We start from the raw sequence: 16,627 nt of genomic DNA, 5'->3' as shown, positions 1-16,627 counted from the left end.
TCCGACCCGGCGAACCGTTCCCGCAGGCGGGAGGGGTTCCGGCCGGGTCCGGACAGGACCGTTACGCCTCGCCCGCGGTCTTTCGGGTGTGCAACTGCCGTGCCACTTCCGCGATCGAGCCCGACAGGGAGGGGTACACGGTGAAAGCATTTGCGATCTGTTCGACGGTCAGATTGTTGTCGACCGCGATCGAGATCGGGTGGATCAGCTCGCTCGCACGGGGGGCGACGACACAGCCGCCGACCACGATGCCGGTGCCCGGACGGCAGAAGATCTTGACGAAGCCGTCCCGGATGCCCTGCATCTTCGCGCGGGGGTTGCGCAGCAGCGGCAGCTTGACGACCCGGGCGTCGATCTTGCCCGCGTCCACGTCGGCCTGGGTGTAGCCGACGGTGGCGATCTCCGGGTCGGTGAAGACGTTGGAGGAGACCGTCTTCAGGTTCAGCGGGGCCACCGCGTCGCCCAGGAAGTGGTACATCGCGATCCTGCCCTGCATGGCGGCGACCGAGGCGAGCGCGAAGACGCCCGTGACGTCACCGGCCGCGTACACGCCGGGGGCGGAGGTGCGGGAGACCTTGTCGGTCCAGATGTGGCCGGAGTCCTTCAGCCGGACCCCGGCCTCCTCCAGGCCCATCCCGGCCGAGTTCGGGATGGCGCCGACGGCCATCAGGCAGTGCGTGCCGGAGATGACCCGGCCGTCCGACAGGGTGACCTCGACCCGGTCGCCCACCCGTTTGGCGGACTCCGCGCGGGAGCGGGCCATGACGTTCATGCCCCGGCGGCGGAAGACGTCCTCCAGGACGGCGGCGGCGTCGGGGTCCTCGCCCGGCAGCACGCGGTCGCGGGAGGAGACCAGGGTGACCCGGGAGCCGAGCGCCTGGTAGGCGCCGGCGAACTCGGCGCCGGTGACGCCGGAGCCGACCACGATGAGCTCCTCGGGGAGCTCCCCGAGGTCGTATACCTGGGTCCAGTTCAGGATCCGCTCGCCGTCCGGCTGGGCGTCGGGCAGCTCGCGCGGGTGGCCGCCGGTGGCGATCAGGACCGCGTCGGCGGTGAGGGTCTCCTCGCTGCCGTCCGCCGCGGTGACGATCACCTGGCGGGAGCCGTCCATGGCCTGCCGCCCGGAGAGCCGCCCGCGCCCGCGCAGCACCCGGGCGCCGGCCCGGGTGACGGAGGCGGTGATGTCGTGCGACTGGGCCAGCGCCAGGCGCTTCACCCGCCGGTTCACCTTGCCCAGGTCCACGCCGACCACCCGGGCGGCCTGCTCCACGTGCGGGGTGTCGTCGGCGACGATGATGCCCAGCTCCTCGTACGAGGAGTCGAAGGTGGTCATCACCTCGGCCGTGGCGATCAGGGTCTTGGAGGGGACGCAGTCGGTCAGGACGGATGCGCCGCCGAGGCCGTCGCAGTCGACGACGGTCACCTCCGCGCCGAGTTGGGCGCCCACGAGGGCCGCCTCGTAGCCGCCGGGTCCGCCGCCGATGATCACGATCCGGGTCACTGGGATCTACGCCTCGCGCTCTCGTTCTGCCGGGGGGTCGCCCCGCGGGGATGCAGTGCGTACGCCATTGTCCCGCACGCTTCAAGTGCGTACCCCATTCTCCCGTACCCGCCCGGCGGGCACGCGGCGGGGGCGTACCCGGGGGTCACCGGCTCCGGGGGCCGTCGCCGACGGGCCCCCTACCACGGGCTTCGTCATGCACCCCGCACCCTCCCGTACCCTCGGACCCATGTCGCTCTACGCCGCCTACGCCGGCAACCTCGACGCGCGGCTCATGACCCGCCGCGCTCCGCACTCGCCGCTGCGCGGCACCGGCTGGCTGAACGGCTGGCGGCTGACCTTCGGCGGGGAGCAGATGGGGTGGGAGGGAGCGCTGGCCACCATCGTGGAGGCGCCGCGCTCCCAGGTCTTCGTCGCGCTGTACGACATCGCCCCGATGGACGAGGACTCGCTGGACCGCTGGGAGGGCGTCGGCCTCGACATCTACCGGCGGATGCGGGTGCGGGTGCACACCCTGGACGGCGAGGAGCCGGCCTGGGTGTACGTGCTGAACGCCTACGAGGGCGGGCTGCCGTCCGCCCGCTACCTGGGCGAGGTCGCCGACGCGGCGGAGTCCGCCGGGGCGCCGCACGACTACGTGATGGAGCTGCGCAAGCGCCCGTGCTGACACCGGGCGCCGGCGCGCGCCCCGGCCCGTCGGCCGTCGCGGTCGGCTTCGGCCCGGTCGGCCCCGTCGGCCCCGTCGGCCCTGTCGTCGTCGCGTGCGTCGGCGCGGGATGCGCCGCGCGGGTCGCCGCGCCGTTCGTGGTGATCTCCGGCTCACCCTCCGTCGCGGTCTTCGTCGGAAACGACAAGACAACGATCGCAGGTCCGTCCGCAACGTCATCTACGCGCGTAGGGATTCTCCGGCTAGGCTGCTGCGCGTAGCAAATCCGTCCGGGGCTCCCCTCGGACCCCCCTCCCCGAGGCGAGAGAGTCAGTGAACGCAACTGCCACCCCGTACGAGGCCGCCGAGGCCGCTGCCGCCCGCCTGCGCGAGCTGACCGGAGTCGAGAAGCACGACGTCGTCCTGGTCATGGGATCCGGCTGGGCTCCGGCCGTCGACGCCCTGGGCGCCCCCGAGGCCGAGTTCCCGGTCACCGAGCTCCCCGGCTTCCCGCCGCCGGCCGTCGAGGGCCACGGCGGCAAGGTCCGCTCGTACAAGATCGGTGAGAAGCGCGCCCTGGTCTTCCTCGGCCGCACCCACTACTACGAGGGCCGCGGCGTCGCCTCCGTCGTCCACGGCGTGCGCACCGCCGTCGCCGCGGGCTGCGAGACCGTCGTGCTGACCAACGGCTGCGGCGGCCTGCGCGAGGGCATGCGCCCCGGCCAGCCGGTCCTGATCAGCGACCACCTCAACCTGACGGCCGCCTCGCCGATCGTCGGCGCCAACTTCGTCGACCTCACCGACCTGTACTCGCCGCGGCTGCGCGCGCTGTGCAAGGAGGTCGACGAGACGCTGGAGGAGGGCGTCTACGTCCAGTTCCCCGGCCCGCACTACGAGACCCCGGCCGAGATCAACATGGTCCGCGTCATGGGCGGCGACCTGGTCGGCATGTCCACCGTCCTGGAGGCCATCGCGGCCCGCGAGGCGGGCGCCGAGGTCCTGGGCATCTCCCTCGTCACCAACCTGGCCGCGGGCCTGTCGGGCGAGCCGCTCAACCACGAAGAGGTCCTCCAGGCCGGCCGCGACTCCGCCGCCCGCATGGGCGAGCTGCTGACCCGCGTGCTCGACCGCATCTGAGCCTCCCCCGGCTCGCGGGGGAGGGTCCGGCCCGCCGGGCCCCTTCCCCCGCCCCTCCCGTGACCGGGGGTCCGGGGCACGGCCCCGGTTCGGGAGGGGACGGCGCGGGGAACAGCTCCAGCGGCCCACCCCGCACCGCCCCGCCGCCCACCCGCCGCCATCGCCCCGAAAGGCACACCGTGACGCAGGAAGACGACCTCCTCGCCCGGGCCCACGCCTGGCTCGCCGAGGACCCCGACGCCGAGACCCGCGAGGAGCTCGCGAAGCTCCTCGACGCCGGCGCGACCGAAGAGCTCGCCGAGCGCTTCGCCGGCACGCTCCAGTTCGGCACCGCCGGCCTGCGCGGCGAGCTGGGCGCCGGCCCGATGCGGATGAACCGCGCCGTGGTCATCCGCGCCGCCGCCGGCCTCGCCGCGTACCTCAAGGCGAAGGGCGAGAGCGGCGGCCTCGTCGTCATCGGCTACGACGCCCGCTACAAGTCCGCGGACTTCGCCCGCGACACCGCCGCCGTGATGACCGGCGCCGGGCTGCGCGCCGCGCTGCTGCCGCGCCCGCTGCCGACGCCCGTCCTGGCGTACGCCATAAGGCACCTGGGCGCCGTCGCCGGTGTCGAGGTGACCGCGAGCCACAACCCGCCGCGCGACAACGGCTACAAGGTGTACCTGGGCGACGGCTCGCAGATCACCCCGCCGGCCGACGTGGAGATCGCCGCCGAGATCGACGCGGTGCGCGCGCTGGCCGACGTGCCGCGCCCCGAGTCCGGCTGGGAGACCCTCGGCGACGAGGTCCTGGAGGCGTACCTGGCGCGTACGGACGCGGTGCTGACCCCCGGCTCCCCGCGCGGCGCCCGGACCGTCTACACGGCCATGCACGGCGTCGGCAAGGACGTCCTGACGGCCGCCTTCGCCCGGCACGGCTTCCCGGCGCCGGTGCTGGTCGCCGCGCAGGCGGAGCCGGACCCGGCCTTCCCGACGGTCGCGTTCCCGAACCCGGAGGAGCCGGGGGCCATGGACCTCGCCTTCGAGACGGCGCGGTCGGCGGAGCCGGACCTCGTGATCGCCAACGACCCGGACGCGGACCGCTGCGCGGTGGCCGTGCCGGACGCGTCCGCCGAGGGCGGCTGGCGGATGCTGCGCGGCGACGAGGTCGGCGCGCTGCTCGCCGCGCACCTGGTGCACAAGGGCGCCCGGGGCGTGTTCGCCGAGTCGATCGTGTCGTCCTCGCTGCTCGGCCGGATCGCGGAGGCGGCGGGTGTCGGCTACGAGGAGACGCTGACCGGCTTCAAGTGGATCGCCCGCGTCGAGGGCCTGCGGTACGGCTACGAGGAGGCGCTGGGCTACTGCGTCGACCCCGAGGGCGTGCGCGACAAGGACGGCGTCACGGCGGCGCTGCTCGTCGCCGAGCTGGCCTCGGAGCTCAAGGAGCGGGACCGCACCCTGACGGACCTGCTGGACGACCTGGCGGTGGCCCACGGGCTGCACGCCACGGACCAGCTCTCGGTGCGGGTGCGCGACCTGAGCATCATCGCGAACGCGATGGCGGCGCTGCGCGAGAACCCGCCGGTGCGCCTCGCGGGCCTCACCGTGGTCTCGGCGGAGGACCTGTCGAAGGGCACCGAGTCGCTGCCCCCGACGGACGGGCTGCGCTACCACCTGGAGGGCGACTACAAGGCCCGGGTGATCGTGCGCCCCTCCGGCACCGAGCCGAAGATCAAGTGCTATCTGGAGGTCGTGGTCCCGGTCGGCGGCGCGAGCGAGCTGTCGACGGCCCGCGCGACCGGCGCCGACCTGCTGGCCGCGCTCAAGAAGGACCTGGCCGAGGCCGCGGGCCTGTAACGGCGGGAGCCCCGGAGGGCCCGTACGGAATCGTTTCCGTACGGGCCCTCCGGCGTCCCCGGCCCGCGTGCCCCGGCCCGCCTCCCGCCGGGCTCCCCCTTCGGGTGAACCGGGTACGGCAGGTGACCTAACCCGCGCCCCGCGCGGGGACGGCCGGGGCGAGGGTGACCCGGTGCCCCCGGTGCCCTCCCGGCAGACCCCCCGCCGCGCCGTACCCGCCGTGCCCGCCGCGCGCGGGCCCGCGCCGCCGCCCCGCCGGCTGCCCCGGCTGCTGCCCCGCCGCCCGCCCGGCCCGCTCCCGGGCGCGTTCCCCGGCCCCCTGGCCGGCGCGCTGCGGCGGGCGGCCCCGGCGCTGCTCGGCTATCTGGCCGTGCGGCTGCTCGGCCTGCTGGTGCTGGCCCGCTGGGCGCACCTGAAGGGCCACGGGGTGTGGCCGACGCTGGCGACCTCCTGGGACTCGGGCTGGTACCTGGACATCGCGGCGCACGGCTACGACCGGGCCCTCGGCCCCCCGGGGGACCACGACAACCTGGCCTTCTTCCCGCTGTACCCGCTGCTGGTCAGGGCCCTGTCGGCGGTCGCCCCCGGCTCGGCCGCCTCGGTGGGCCTGGTGCTGGCCTGGGGCTGCTCGCTGCCGGCCGCCTGGGGCGTCTTCGCCGTCGGCGACCGGTTGCACGGACGCCGTACGGGGACGCTGCTCGCGGTGCTGTGGGGGGCGCTGCCGGTCGCGGCGGTGCAGTGGATGGGGTACACGGAGTCGCTGTTCACGGCGCTGGCCGCGTGGGCGCTGTACGCGGTGCTGCGCGGGCGCTGGGCGTGGGCGGCGGGCCTGGCGGTGGCGGCGGGGCTGACCCGGCCGACCGGGGTCGCGGTGGCCGCCGCGGTGGCGGCGGGCGCCCTGCTGGCGGTGCGGCGCGGGGAGCGGCGGGCCTGGCCGGCGGCGCTCGCGGCACCGCTGGGCTGGCTCGGCTACGTGGCCTGGGTGGGGGCGCGGCTGGGCCGCTGGGACGGCTACTTCGCGGTGCAGCGGCGGTGGACCAACGAGTGGGACGGCGGGGCGACCACCCTGCGGGTGCTGCGCGGCGTGCTGGTCTACGCCCGCGCCCCCTCGCTGTTCCTGGTGGTGGTCTCGCTGGTGCTGGTGGCGTCGGCGGGCCTGTTCCTGCTGGCGCTCGCGGACCGGCAGCCGCTGCCGCTGCTGGTCTTCTCGGGCGTGCTGCTGCTGGTGGTGCTGGGCAGCGGCGGCGTCTACTTCCCCCGGGCCCGCTTCCTGCTCCCGGGCTTCCCGCTGCTGCTCCCCCTGGCGGCGGGCCTGGCCCGGGCCCGCCCGGCGGCGCGGACCCTGGTGCTGGCGGCGGCGGCGCTGTCGTCGGCGTGGCTGGGCGCGCACATGCTGCTGGTGTGGCCGGGGCCGCCGTAGGCCCGGCGCGTCCGGGCGCGCTCCCGGGAGGCTCGGCCGGGCGCGCTCCGGGGGCTCAGCCGGTCGCGGAGAGGACCACGAGGAGAACGAGTCCGGCGGCGGCCGGGGCGAGCACCTCGTACGCCCAGCGGACGGCGGGGGCGCCCTGGGCCTCGGGGCGGTCGCCGAGCCGCTCGGCCATGTCGCGCAGGTCGGCGACGGTCTGGTCGCTGGGGGCGACCCGGGAGGCCCGGTCGGTGACGTCCGCGGTGGCGGAGGTGCGCCCGTGCGGGTCGTCCTGGGAGGCGCGGGCGGCCTTGCGGGCGGCGCGCTTGCGCTGGCGCAGCGAGACCGGGACGGCCCACAGCTGGTAGGTGGCGCCCTCGCGGGTGAGGACCTCGCTGGAGTAGCCGGCGCGCAGGTCGGCGACGGTGCCCCAGGGCAGCGCGATGGTGCGGAAGGGGTTGCGGATCCGCAGCCGCTCCTCGTTGGCGAAGACGGCGGGGCGGATGGTGAAGGCGACGATCAGCGGGACCACGAGGACCAGCCCGGCGAGCGCCATCCACGGGACGCGGCCCTCGCCGCGCAGCATCGAGTCGCCGCCGAGGAGCGCGGCGATGACGAGCAGCGTGACCCCGCCCGCGATGCCGAGCGGCGACCGGAAGACCTGGTCGGCGTGGGCGGGCTCGGAGGGCTGCGGGGCGGGCGGCTCGGGGGTCGTCATGCGCCCGATTGTGCCTCAGGGCTCCCCGTTCGGCTCAGGCGGCTCGGGCCGGTGTCCTGCCGGAGCCATGCCCGTGGCATGACGGTGTCATGCCGGGGGACGTGCGGGCGTCATGCCGGGTGCCATGCCGGGGGACGTGCCGGGGGCACGTGACGGAGCTCACCCGGAGCCCCGCTCCCCCGCGCCCGCCTGGGCTTTCGGGCGCTCGTCCGAGCAGGCCCCTGTACAGGTCGCTACGCGCGTAGATATGCTCGACTGGTGACCATGCCCACCACTGCACCCGCAGCACACGCTTTCGCCGACGTGACCGCGTCCGACAGCACGCTGCGCCGCTTCCTCCACGGGCTGCCCGGCGTCGACGCCGTCGGCCTGGAGGCGCGCGCCGCGTCCCTCGGTACCCGCTCGATCAAGACCACGGCCAAGGCCCACGCCATCGACCTGGCCATCTCCATGATCGACCTGACGACGCTCGAAGGCGCGGACACCCCGGGCAAGGTCCGGGCGCTCGCCGCCAAGGCCGTCCACCCCGACCCGACCGACCGCACCTCGCCGACCACCGCCGCCGTCTGCGTCTACCCCGACATGGTGGCCACCGCCAAGGCCGCGCTCGCCGGCTCCGGCGTCAAGGTCGCCTCGGTCGCCACCGCCTTCCCGGCCGGGCGCGCCGCGCTGCCGGTGAAGCTGGCCGACACGGCCGACGCCATCGCCGCGGGCGCCGACGAGATCGACATGGTCATCGACCGTGGCGCCTTCCTCGCCGGGCACTACCTGAAGGTCTACGAGCAGATCGCCGCGGTCAAGGCCGAGTGCGGCGACCGCGCGCGGCTGAAGGTGATCTTCGAGACCGGCGAGCTCTCCACGTACGACAACATCCGCCGCGCCTCCTGGCTCGGCATGATGGCGGGCGCGGACTTCATCAAGACCTCGACCGGCAAGGTCGCGGTCAACGCCACCCCCGCCAACACGCTCCTGATGCTGGAGGCCGTGCGCGACTTCCGCGCCCAGACCGGCGTCCAGATCGGCGTGAAGCCCGCGGGCGGCATCCGCAACACCAAGGAAGCCGTCAAGTTCCTGGTCCTGGTCAACGAGACCGTCGGCGCGGACTGGCTGGACAACCACTGGTTCCGCTTCGGCGCCTCCAGTCTGCTCAACGACCTGCTGATGCAGCGCCAGAAGCTGGCGACCGGCCGCTACTCCGGCCCCGACTACGTGACGGTGGACTGATCGACATGGCATCCGTATTCGAGTACGCGCCGGCGCCCGAGTCCCGGTCCGTCGTCGACATCGCGCCCTCCTACGGCCTGTTCATCGACGGCGAGTTCGTCGACGCGGCCGACGGCAAGGTCTTCAAGACCGTCTCGCCGTCCACCGAGGAGGTCCTGTCCGAGGTCGCCCAGGCGGGCACCGAGGACGTCGACCGCGCCGTGAAGGCCGCCCGCAAGGCCTTCGAGAAGTGGTCGGCGCTGCCCGGCTCCGAGCGCGCCAAGTACCTCTTCCGGATCGCCCGGATCATCCAGGAGCGCAGCCGCGAGCTGGCCGTCCTGGAGACCCTGGACAACGGCAAGCCGATCAAGGAGACCCGCGACGCGGACCTCCCGCTGGTCGCCGCGCACTTCTTCTACTACGCGGGCTGGGCCGACAAGCTGGACCACGCGGGCTACGGCGCGAACCCGCGCCCGCTCGGCGTGGCCGGCCAGGTCATCCCGTGGAACTTCCCGCTCCTGATGCTGGCGTGGAAGATCGCCCCGGCCCTCGCGGCCGGCAACACGGTCGTCCTCAAGCCGGCCGAGACGACCCCGCTCTCCGCGCTGTTCTTCGCGGACATCTGCCGCCAGGCGGGCCTGCCCAAGGGTGTCGTCAACATCCTTCCCGGGTACGGCGACGCGGGCGCGGCCCTGGTCGGGCACCCGGACGTGAACAAGGTCGCCTTCACCGGCTCGACCGCGGTCGGCAAGGCCATCGCGCGCTCCGTCGCGGGCACCGACAAGAAGGTGACGCTGGAGCTGGGCGGCAAGGGCGCCAACATCGTCTTCGACGACGCCCCGATCGACCAGGCCGTCGAGGGCATCGTCACCGGCATCTTCTTCAACCAGGGCCAGGTCTGCTGCGCGGGCTCGCGCCTGCTGGTCCAGGAGTCGGTCCACGACGAGCTGCTGGACTCCCTCAAGCGCCGCCTCGGCACCCTGCGCCTGGGCGACCCGCTCGACAAGAACACCGACATCGGCGCCATCAACTCCGCCGAGCAGCTCGCCCGGATCACCGCGCTCGTCGAGCGAGGCGAGACGGAGGGCGCCGAGCGCTGGTCCGCCCCCTGCGAGCTCCCCTCGGCCGGCTACTGGTTCGCCCCGACGCTCTTCACCGGCGTCACCCAGGCGCACACGGTGGCCCGCGACGAGATCTTCGGCCCGGTCCTGTCCGTGCTGACCTTCCGTACGCCCGACGAGGCCGTCGCCAAGGCCAACAACAGCCAGTACGGCCTGTCGGCGGGCATCTGGACGGAGAAGGGCTCCCGCATCCTCGCCGTCGCGAACAAGCTCCGCGCCGGGGTCGTCTGGGCCAACACGTTCAACAAGTTCGACCCGACCTCGCCCTTCGGCGGCTACAAGGAGTCGGGCTTCGGCCGCGAGGGCGGCCGTCACGGTCTGGAGGCCTACCTCGATGTCTGACGCGACCCGTCTTGGCGTCTTCAAGACCTACAAGCTGTACGTCGGGGGCAAGTTCCCCCGCTCCGAGAGCGGCCGGGTGTACGAGGTGACGGACTCCAAGGGCAACTGGCTGGCCAACGCGCCGCTGTCCTCCCGCAAGGACGCCCGTGACGCGGTCGTCGCCGCGCGCAAGGCCTTCGGCGGCTGGGCCGGCGCGACCGCGTACAACCGGGGCCAGATCCTCTACCGCGTCGCCGAGATGCTGGAGGGCCGCCGGGACCAGTTCGTCCGCGAGGTCGGCGAGGCCGAGGGCCTGTCGAAGTCGAAGGCGGCCGCGGTCGTCGACGCGGCGGTCGACCGCTGGGTCTGGTACGCGGGCTGGACCGACAAGATCGCCCAGGTCGTCGGCGGCGCCAACCCGGTGGCGGGCCCGTACTTCAACCTGTCCACCCCGGAGCCGACCGGCGTCGTCACCGTCCTCGCCCCGCAGGACTCGTCCTTCCTGGGCCTGGTCTCGGTGATCGCCCCGGTCATCGCGACCGGCAACACGGCGGTCGTCGTCACCAGCGAGAAGGCCCCGCTGCCCGCCCTGTCCCTGGGCGAGGTGCTGGCCACCTCCGACCTGCCCGGCGGCGTGGTCAACCTGCTCTCCGGCAAGGCCTCCGAGATGGGCCCGCACCTCGCGGCCCACCAGGACGTCAACGCGATCGACCTCACCGGCGCGGACGCCGACCTGGCGCGCGAGCTGGAGATCGCGGCGGCGGACAACCTGAAGCGGGTGCTGCGCCCGCGCGCCGAGGACTTCACCGCGTCCCCCGGCACGGACCGCATGACCGCGTTCCTGGAGACCAAGACGGTCTGGCACCCGACGGGTTCGCTGGGCGCCTCCGGCTCCTCGTACTGAGCCACCGGCCCCCGACGCCCCCGGCACGGCCCCCGAGGCCGCGCCGGGGGCGTCGGCCGTCTACGGGAGCAGCGACTGCGTCAGCGGCCCCGCCACGGGGAGGTCGGCCAGCGCCCCGCCCTTGGTGACGTGGTCGGTGAGCAGGTTGGTGCCGACCGGCTTGAAGTCGGCGACCTGGGTGCCCAGCCCGTTGTCGAGCGGGTCCACGCCGGTGTTGGCCAGCGGGTCGAGCTGGAGCCGGGTCAGCGGCGCCACCCCGTGCCCGACGCCCTCCAGGGCGGCGGCGCCGTCGACCTGGGTGAGCGAGTCGCCCGGCAGCGGCACCGGCAGGGCCTCGGCGGCCTGGGCCGCGCCGCCCATGCCGAGCATGGCCGCACCGGCCGCCGTGACCGTGAGACCGGCCTTCAGCAGGGCACCGCGGCGGGGGGTCCTGGATTCTGCGTGACGCGCCATGAAGATCCTTCCGGAGAGTGAGAGAGCGGGTACGGACAGTAGTGGAGGTGTGATGCTCGATACCAACGGGCCGTCTCGGTGGTCCCCTTTACGGGGTAATGGTTCACACTGGTGTCCCGTGAGTTCCCAACCGATCCCGACCCGCGTCGTCCTGCTCGCGGGCCCCTCAGGCTCCGGCAAGTCGTCCCTCGCCGCCGTCACCGGCCTCCCGGTGCTGCGCCTCGACGACTTCTACAAGGAGGCCGGCGACCCCTCGCTGCCGCTGGTCGAGGGCAGCGCGGACGTCGACTGGGACTCCCCACGCTCCTGGGACGGGGACGCGGCCGTCGCCGCGATCGTGGAGCTCTGCGGCAGCGGCCGGACCGCCGTCCCGGTGTACGACATCGCCACCAGCTCCCGTGTCGACCACGAGACCCTCGACATCGAGCGGACCCCGCTGTTCGTGGCCGAGGGCATCTTCGCCGCCGACATCGTCGCGCGGTGCAGCGAGCTCGGCGTGCTGGCCGACGCGCTCTGCCTGCGCGGGCGCCCCTCCACGACCTTCCGCCGGCGGCTGCTGCGCGACCTCAAGGAGGGCCGCAAGTCGGTCCCGATGCTGCTGCGCCGCGGCTGGCGCCTGATGCGCGCCGAGCGCTCCATCGTCGCCCGCCAGGCCGCCCTGGGCGCCCACCCGTGCGGCAAGGACGAGGCGCTGGGCCGGCTGGCCGCCGCCGCGGCGGGCCGCTGCCGCACCCCCGCGACCCGCTGACCCGGGTCCGCCCCCGTACACGCGCCGAGGGCCGGACAGGATCCCCCGATCCTGTCCGGCCCTCGCCGTTTTCCCCCGTACCCCCGTACGGTCCCCCGTGTTCCCCCGTGCTCTCCCCCGTCGGTACCCCCGTACCGTCCTCAGGCGACGAGCTCGCCGAAGGACTCCTCCTCGTCACGGCCGAAGCTCAGCACCTCGTCCTCGCGCAGCCTCCGCAGGGAGCGCCAGATGCTCGACTTCACCGTGCCGACACTGATGTCCAGGATCTCCGCGATCTCCGGATCCGTACGGCCCTCGTAGTAGCGCAGCACCAGCATCGTGCGCTGGAGCTCGGGCAGCCGGGCCAGGGCCTGCCACAGGACCGCGCGCAGCTCGGTGCCCCGCATCGCGTCCGTCTCGCCCACCGTCTCCGGCAGCTCCTCGGTCGGGTACTCGTTGAGCTTGCGGCGGCGCCAGGCGCTGATGTGCAGATTGGTCATCGTGCGCCGCAGGTAGCCCCCGACCGCGGCCTTGTCGCTGATCCGGTCCCACGCCCGGTAGGTGGAGAACAGCGCGCTCTGCAGCAGGTCCTCCGCCTCGAAGCGGTCGCCGGTCAGGTGATAGGCGGTGGCGTACAGGGAGGCCCGGCGCTCCTGGACGTAGGCCGTGAACGCCGCTTCGGCGTCCCCCGCCTCCGCACGGGCGGAGCGCTCCCCCGTGACCTCCCCGTACACCGCTGCCCCGTCAGCCACGGCGACCATGTACGGCGCCTTGTGCTGACGCCCGACGCTGCGAACGCACCCCCGTCCGTTCACCGCGCCGGACTTCTCCGCACTCCGGGTGACGTCGTGGAGGCGCGTGACAACTGCGCTTGAGGTGGTGCTGTGCAGTGCGTTCATTCCGCGCCCCCCGTCGGTTGGAGTCCGTAGGTCCTTGATGTCGAGAAGCCTGCCCGGCCCACTTCATGGGGGTGTCCCCCGACTGTCACAGGCGTGTCACAGGCGGGGGGTCGAAAGGCCCTCCGGCCGGACGGTCGATCCCGGACGGCCTGATGGGACAGAATGAGGCCGTGCCTTTCCTGTTGCTGATCGAGGACGACGACGCCATCCGCACGGCCCTCGAACTCTCCCTGTCACGCCAGGGCCACCGTGTGGCCACCGCGGCGACGGGAGAGGACGGCCTGAAGCTCCTCAAGGAGCAGCGGCCCGACCTGGTCGTGCTGGACGTGATGCTGCCCGGCATCGACGGTTTCGAGGTGTGCCGCCGGATCCGGCGTACGGACCAGTTGCCGATCATCCTGCTGACCGCCCGCAGCGATGACATCGACGTGGTGGTGGGCCTGGAGTCCGGGGCCGACGACTACGTGGTCAAGCCCGTGCAGGGCCGGGTGCTCGACGCCCGGATCCGGGCCGTGCTGCGCCGCGGCGAGCGGGAGTCCACCGACTCGGCCAGCTTCGGCTCGCTGGTCATCGACCGTTCCGCGATGACCGTCACGAAGAACGGCGAGGACCTCCAGCTCACCCCGACCGAGCTGCGGCTGCTCCTGGAGCTGAGCCGGCGGCCCGGACAGGCCCTGTCCCGGCAGCAGTTGCTGCGGCTGGTGTGGGAGCACGACTACCTGGGCGACTCGCGCCTGGTGGACGCCTGTGTGCAGCGGCTGCGGGCCAAGGTCGAGGACGTGCCGTCCTCGCCGACCCTGATCCGCACCGTCCGGGGTGTCGGCTACCGGCTGGACGTCCCTGCGTGAGCAAAGGGATCATCGCGGGGCTCCGGCTCACCAGCCTGCGGCTCCGGCTCGTCGTCGTGTTCGCCCTCGTCGCCCTCACCGCCGCCGCGGCGGCGTCCGGGATCGCGTACTGGCTGAACCGCGAGGCGGTGCTGACCCGCACCCAGAACGGGGCGCTGAACGACTTCCGGCAGGAGATGCAGAACCGGGCGGCGACGCTGCCGCCTCGGCCCACCGAGGAGGAGCTGCGCCGCACCGCCGAGCAGATGGCGAGCGGCAGCGCCGGCTACAGCGTGCTGCTGATCGGCGAGCGGGACGCGGGCAAGCCGATCGTCGGCGCCTCCGACCCGGACGCCTTCACGCTCGCGGACGTGCCGCGCACCCTGCAGACCGCGGTGGAGACCAAGCGGCCGGTGACGGACGCCAACGCCTTCCCGTACCACCTGTTCTGGCAGCGGACCCAGCGCGGGTCGACGCCGTACCTGGTGGGCGGGACCACGATCGACGGCGGCGGGCCGACCGGCTACATGTTCAAGTCGCTCGCCGCGGAGAAGGCCGACCTCAACTCGCTCGGCTGGTCCCTCGGGATCGCCACCGGGCTCGCGGTGATCGGCTCGGTGCTGCTCGCGCAGGTCGCCTCCGCCACGGTGCTGCGGCCGGTGCAGCGGCTCGGCGAGGCCGCCCGGCAGCTCGGCGAGGGCAAGCTGGACACCCGGCTCCAGGTCTCCGGCACCGACGAACTGGCCGATCTGTCCCGTACGTTCAACAGCGCCGCCGAATCGCTGCAGAAGCGGGTCGCGGACATGAGCGCCCGGGACGAGGCCAGCCGCCGCTTCGTCGCCGACATGTCGCACGAGCTGCGCACCCCGCTGACCGCGCTCACCGCCGTCACCGAGGTCCTGGAGGACGAGCAGGACTCGCTCGACCCGATGATCGCGCCCGCGGTCGCGCTGGTGGTCAGCGAGACCCGGCGGCTCAACGACCTGGTGGAGAACCTGATGGAGGTGACCCGGTTCGACGCGGGCACCGCCCGGCTGGTCCTGGACGACGTGGACATCGCCGACCAGATCACCGCCTGCATCGACGCCCGGGCCTGGCTGGACGCGGTGGACCTGGACGCCGAGCGCGGGATCGTGTCCCGGCTCGATCCGCGCCGGCTCGACGTGATCCTGGCCAATCTGATCGGCAACGCGCTCAAGCACGGCGGCTCGCCGGTGCGGGTCTCGGTGCGCACCGAGGAGACGGAGACCGGCGAGGACCTGGTGATCGCGGTGCGCGACCACGGGCCCGGCATCCCCGAGGAGGTGCTGCCGCACGTCTTCGACCGCTTCTACAAGGCGAGCGCCTCCCGGCCCCGGTCCGAGGGCAGCGGCCTCGGCCTGTCGATCGCGATGGAGAACGCGGTGATCCACGGCGGGTCCATCACCGCCGCCAACTCGGCCGACGCGGAGGGGCGGGTGGACGGCGCGGTGTTCGTGCTGCGGCTGCCCCGGGACGCCTCCGGGATCGCGCGGGAGCTGCAGACCCGCAGCAGTCAGGGCGAGGAGGAGCGTTGAGACGTCGTTGTACGGGTGCCGGTGCCCTGCTCGCGGCGGGCGCGGTGCTGGCCGCCGGGCTGCTGTCGGGCTGCGGGATCCGGACCACCTCGGTGCCGGTGGACGCGGGCGCCGCGCCCACCCGGGTGCCGTGCAACGTGACCGACGAGTCGTCCGCGCCGGGGGTGCCCGGTGTGCCGCTGCGCGTGTACCTGCTCTGCGGGGCGCAGCTGGAGCGGGTGGACCGGCGCTCGCCGCTGCCGGAGGAGAAGACGGTCGGCGATCCGGTGCGCACGGCGTCGGCGCTGCTGACGCAGCTGGAGACGGAGCCCTCGGACGAGGAGCGGCAGGCCGGGTTCGCCACGGCGGTGAAGGGGCCGCTGGTGGTGGCCGCCGGGCACCGGGGCGACCCGAAGGGCACGCTGCGGCTGAGCCGTCAGCCGGAGGACCTGCCGCCGACGGCGTTCGCGCAGATCGTGTGCACCTTCGCGGAGAGCGCGGCGGGCGCGGGCGGGAACACGGTGGTGCTGGGCGGGCCCGGCCCGTACGAGCCGAGGCGCTACCGGTGCACGCAGGAGCTGAAGGAGCGCCCGGACTCGGCGGTGCAGACGGTCCAGACGGGGCCGGCCGCGTCCTGAGCGGCCGGCGGCCGGGCGGGCTTCCTCATCGGGCCGCGGCCCGTCGCTGACCTCGGGCTTCGGGGGGCCGGAACCGATTCCGCCGGAGCGCGCGTCTTGGGGGGCGTGCAGCGTCAAGGTTCGGGTGATTCCGACGGTTCGGGCGGCAGTGCCGCCGTGGTCGTGCGCGTGGCGGGGTTCGTCCTCCTCCTCGCCCATCTGCTGCTGGTCGCCTGGGTGGCGCTCCGCCCGCGCGACGTGGCCTGGGTGATGGCGCCGAACCTCACCCCGCTGGCCGGGATCAGAGGCGATCTGGCGCTCGGCGCGGCCGAGGCGGTCCGGCGGATCGGCGGGGAGCTGCTGCTCCTGGCGCCGCTCGGGGTGCTGCTGCCGATGGCGGACGGGCGGCTGTGCGTCTCCCCGTGGGCCTCGCTGGCCCGGACGACGGCGGCGGGGGCGCTGCTGTCGGTGACGGTCGAGCTGCTGCAGACGGCGGTGCCGGGACAGGTCGTGGACGTGGACTCGGTGCTGCTGAACACGGCGGGGGTGGCACTCGCCCATCTGCTGGTGGTCCCGGCCGGGCGGGCGCGGCTGCGCCGCAGGTCGGGGGCGGTCTCCTCCTCGGGGAGGAGACCGGCGCGTTCCCCGCAGGGGGCGACCCCGACGATTCCCAGGGTCGGGATCGCCCCGTAGACCGACGCTTCGTCCCCCGGTGCCGGGCGAGGATGGAGTCACATCGGGGGGCCGACGAGCGGCCCCCGCGAGACTCCGAAGGAGC

16 protein-coding genes are annotated in these 16,627 nt (G+C 73.9%); 12 read left to right on the top strand and 4 right to left on the bottom strand.

Features of this window, described 5'->3' with window-relative positions; translation table 11 throughout:
- Nucleotides 1–61 precede the first annotated feature (61 nt).
- Nucleotides 62–1,501 carry an NAD(P)H-quinone dehydrogenase gene (locus ACZ6J5_RS03350; RefSeq protein WP_469387087.1) on the bottom strand — a complete coding sequence of 480 codons (1,440 nt, stop codon included), beginning with the start codon at nt 1,499–1,501 and terminating at the stop codon, nt 62–64.
- Nucleotides 1,502–1,730: 229 nt separating this feature from the next.
- On the opposite strand from ACZ6J5_RS03350, the gene ACZ6J5_RS03345 reads away from it, so the two are divergent.
- From ACZ6J5_RS03345 to ACZ6J5_RS03330, 4 genes are all read left to right on the top strand, one after another.
- Nucleotides 1,731–2,168, top strand: coding sequence for a gamma-glutamylcyclotransferase family protein (locus ACZ6J5_RS03345; RefSeq protein WP_046908459.1), 438 nt, complete (start codon nt 1,731–1,733; stop codon nt 2,166–2,168).
- A gap of 312 nt (nt 2,169–2,480) precedes the next feature.
- Complete coding sequence (locus ACZ6J5_RS03340; RefSeq protein WP_469387085.1) at nt 2,481–3,284, top strand: purine-nucleoside phosphorylase; 804 nt, start codon at nt 2,481–2,483, stop codon at nt 3,282–3,284.
- 179 nt (nt 3,285–3,463) lie between these two features.
- Complete coding sequence (locus ACZ6J5_RS03335; protein ID WP_469387083.1) at nt 3,464–5,119, top strand: phospho-sugar mutase; 1,656 nt, start codon at nt 3,464–3,466, stop codon at nt 5,117–5,119.
- 220 nt (nt 5,120–5,339) lie between these two features.
- Entirely contained in the window at nt 5,340–6,539 is a 1,200-nt protein-coding gene (locus ACZ6J5_RS03330; RefSeq protein ID WP_469387435.1) for a hypothetical protein, read from the top strand.
- Between the two features lie 55 nt (nt 6,540–6,594).
- Here the strand turns inward: ACZ6J5_RS03330 and ACZ6J5_RS03325 are convergent, their stop codons facing one another.
- A complete protein-coding gene (locus tag ACZ6J5_RS03325) occupies nt 6,595–7,242 on the bottom strand; it encodes a PH domain-containing protein (RefSeq protein ID WP_469387081.1) in 648 nt (215 codons plus the stop codon).
- A gap of 264 nt (nt 7,243–7,506) precedes the next feature.
- On the opposite strand from ACZ6J5_RS03325, the gene deoC reads away from it, so the two are divergent.
- Genes deoC through ACZ6J5_RS03310 form a run of 3 tightly spaced genes read left to right on the top strand, consistent with a single transcriptional unit; the run spans nt 7,507 to nt 10,791 of the window.
- Nucleotides 7,507–8,466: a deoxyribose-phosphate aldolase gene (gene deoC / locus ACZ6J5_RS03320; protein WP_469387079.1), complete on the top strand. Its 960-nt coding sequence runs from the start codon at nt 7,507–7,509 to the stop codon at nt 8,464–8,466.
- A 5-nt stretch (nt 8,467–8,471) separates the two neighbouring features.
- Nucleotides 8,472–9,908 carry an aldehyde dehydrogenase family protein gene (locus tag ACZ6J5_RS03315; RefSeq protein WP_469387077.1) on the top strand — a complete coding sequence of 479 codons (1,437 nt, stop codon included), beginning with the start codon at nt 8,472–8,474 and terminating at the stop codon, nt 9,906–9,908.
- Nucleotides 9,901–10,791, top strand: coding sequence for an aldehyde dehydrogenase family protein (locus ACZ6J5_RS03310; RefSeq protein WP_469387075.1), 891 nt, complete (start codon nt 9,901–9,903; stop codon nt 10,789–10,791). The genes ACZ6J5_RS03315 and ACZ6J5_RS03310 overlap by 8 nt, the downstream gene beginning before the upstream one ends.
- Before the next feature lie 60 nt (nt 10,792–10,851).
- On the opposite strand, the gene ACZ6J5_RS03305 is transcribed toward ACZ6J5_RS03310, so the two are convergent.
- Complete coding sequence (locus ACZ6J5_RS03305) at nt 10,852–11,244, bottom strand: hypothetical protein (RefSeq protein WP_469387073.1); 393 nt, start codon at nt 11,242–11,244, stop codon at nt 10,852–10,854.
- Between the two features lie 52 nt (nt 11,245–11,296).
- On the opposite strand from ACZ6J5_RS03305, the gene ACZ6J5_RS03300 reads away from it, so the two are divergent.
- Nucleotides 11,297–11,992, top strand: a complete 696-nt coding sequence (locus tag ACZ6J5_RS03300; RefSeq protein ID WP_469387071.1) for a uridine kinase family protein — start codon at nt 11,297–11,299, stop codon at nt 11,990–11,992.
- 140 nt (nt 11,993–12,132) lie between these two features.
- Here ACZ6J5_RS03300 and ACZ6J5_RS03295 read toward each other — a convergent pair whose 3' ends face one another.
- Nucleotides 12,133–12,870, bottom strand: coding sequence for a SigE family RNA polymerase sigma factor (locus ACZ6J5_RS03295; RefSeq protein WP_469387069.1), 738 nt, complete (start codon nt 12,868–12,870; stop codon nt 12,133–12,135).
- Nucleotides 12,871–13,040: 170 nt separating this feature from the next.
- On the opposite strand from ACZ6J5_RS03295, the gene afsQ1 reads away from it, so the two are divergent.
- The 4 genes from afsQ1 (at nt 13,041) to ACZ6J5_RS03275 (ending at nt 16,542) form a co-directional block, all read left to right on the top strand.
- A complete protein-coding gene (gene afsQ1 / locus ACZ6J5_RS03290) occupies nt 13,041–13,718 on the top strand; it encodes a response regulator transcription factor (protein ID WP_205628185.1) in 678 nt (225 codons plus the stop codon).
- Entirely contained in the window at nt 13,715–15,253 is a 1,539-nt protein-coding gene (locus ACZ6J5_RS03285; protein WP_469387067.1) for an ATP-binding protein, read from the top strand. The genes afsQ1 and ACZ6J5_RS03285 overlap by 4 nt, the downstream gene beginning before the upstream one ends.
- On the top strand, nt 15,250–15,870 hold the full coding sequence (locus ACZ6J5_RS03280) for a hypothetical protein (protein ID WP_469387065.1): 621 nt from the start codon (nt 15,250–15,252) through the stop codon (nt 15,868–15,870). The genes ACZ6J5_RS03285 and ACZ6J5_RS03280 overlap by 4 nt, the downstream gene beginning before the upstream one ends.
- A gap of 96 nt (nt 15,871–15,966) precedes the next feature.
- Nucleotides 15,967–16,542, top strand: a complete 576-nt coding sequence (locus tag ACZ6J5_RS03275; RefSeq protein ID WP_469387063.1) for a VanZ family protein — start codon at nt 15,967–15,969, stop codon at nt 16,540–16,542.
- Nucleotides 16,543–16,627: the final 85 nt, after the last annotated feature.

The sequence above is a fragment of the Streptomyces sp. NPDC042100 genome (assembly GCF_055582325.1).
This window is presented reverse-complemented; position numbering and strand designations above follow the sequence as displayed.